This window comes from Sulfurovum sp. bin170 (assembly GCF_010892395.1).
In the GTDB taxonomy this organism is placed as follows: Bacteria; Campylobacterota; Campylobacteria; order Campylobacterales; family Sulfurovaceae; genus UBA1140.
Map to the genome: position 1 here is coordinate 1 of NZ_JAACKB010000408.1, position 1,736 is coordinate 1,736.

The 1,736-nt window shown below is 34.3% G+C and carries 2 protein-coding genes; both read left to right on the plus strand.

The window, feature by feature from the left end; all coding sequences use genetic code 11:
* On the plus strand, positions 1-938 hold a 938-nt coding region (locus tag GSY74_RS09670; RefSeq protein ID WP_164664896.1), incomplete at its 5' end, for a hypothetical protein.
* The gene (locus GSY74_RS09675; protein ID WP_164664897.1) at positions 935-1,687 is read left to right on the plus strand and encodes a hypothetical protein; all 753 of its coding nucleotides are present in this window, start codon (positions 935-937) and stop codon (positions 1,685-1,687) included. The genes GSY74_RS09670 and GSY74_RS09675, both read left to right, overlap by 4 nt.
* Positions 1,688-1,736: the final 49 nt, after the last annotated feature.

The following is a 1,736-nucleotide window of genomic DNA, read 5'->3' on the forward strand; positions in this document are numbered from 1 at the left end:
ATCTAAATATTACACTCAATAACAGAGAGGTGGCTTATCATAAACCTATCCCTCTTGCAATAAAGAAAAGCTATCAGATAGAGAGCATAAATATAGAAGATAGAGAGATTATTCTCTTGTCTACTCCATCATTAAGCTCAAAATCCATCAAAAAAAATTTAAAACTCTTTTCGACTGCATTTGATTTACCTATTGTTTTATATATAGAGAAGCTTACAAGTTCAGAAAGAAGATATCTGATAGAAAATAATATCTCTTTTGTCTCATCAGATGTTATCTATCTGCCTAGATTGTTGATATATCTTGATGAGCGTATCAAAAATAGAGTTCTTTTATTAGAGAGTAAAAAGTTTTCTAAATTGGCTCAACAGTTGGTTATTTACCTTTTGATAAACGGTATGGAGAAGATGGAGATAAAAACTGTTGCAAGACTGTTTTTGGTGAGTACTATGAGTGCAAGTCGAGTACTTAAAGAGTTAGAAGCATTAGAGTTTATGGAGGTAGAGAAAAATGGTCGTAATAAGATATATCATCTTGTTAAAGAGATTGATATAGAGACCCTCTTGGCTCGTATGAGTAGTCCTGTTGTGCAGACTCTTTATATAAAAAAGGAGGATATAAGCTGTTTTGATACCAAGATTTATACCTCGTATAGTGCATTGTCACACTATGCCAACATCACCAGTCATAAGACAAGTTATGTTATAGAGAAAAACCGATTTGAGTCTATTAGAGATACGATAAATATATCAACCTATGATTCCTGTCTTGACCCAAATTTTGTAGAGATAGAGCTATGGAGATATGCACCACTGGGTGAGCGTGTTGTTGAGCCTATATCTCTGTATCTATCACTTCGAGAAAAAGAGCCTGATGATATACGCACACAAAATGCGATGGGTGAACTGTATAATAAGATAAAAGGAGTGTTAGCATGATACAAGGGATAGCTAGTTTTACAGCCTATTTTGAAGATTTCAGAGATGATTATATTGTGATAGGTGGGTTGGCAACAGCGATGAATATGCATGATTTGGGATTTACTTTTAGAGCAACTAAAGATATTGACTTGGTGATTATCTCCAAAGACAATGAAGCATTTTTAAAAAAGTTATTGAACTATATTGAAGAGGCAGGGTATAAGACAAGACAGAGAACTGTTAATGAGAGCAGACACAATCTTTTTAGATTTTTAGGGAGTGACGATAGAGAGTTTCCTGAACAGATAGAGCTTTTTGCAATTCATGCCGAAGATTCGGTTATGGTTACCAATCAACATATTATTCCTATCCAAACACCTGCTTACTATAGTTATCTATCAGCCATACTTTTGGATAGAGACTATTTTGCTCTACTCGTTCAGCACAGTTCAGAGATAGAGGGTTTACATATCGCTTCACCAGAGGTATTGATACCTTTGAAGATTCATGCTTATCTAAATCTCTCAAAAGAGAAGTCCCAAGATGCGAAAAAACATCTCAAAGATATTATCAAACTAAGTTCACTGCTTGATGGTGAAACAGTGGTCTTTTTAGAGGGAAAGCCTAGAGTTGATATGTTGGAGTTTATGCCCATCCTCAAAGAGATGGAGGAGGATAGAATAGTTCAGCTTTTGGAGAGTATTGGGGTTACGAATTTATCAAAAGAGGATATTCTTGAAGTGGTGGTTTTTACTTATGGGCTGTAAAATTGAATAAATCTTCATTTTAAAAGATATTTAAAACTTTAATTCTTTA

Excerpts from the sequence above, each read along its gene's own strand:
- GSY74_RS09675 (WP_164664897.1), top strand. The coding sequence starts at position 935 with ATGATACAAGGGATAGCTAGTTTTACAGCCTATTTTGAAGATTTCAGA.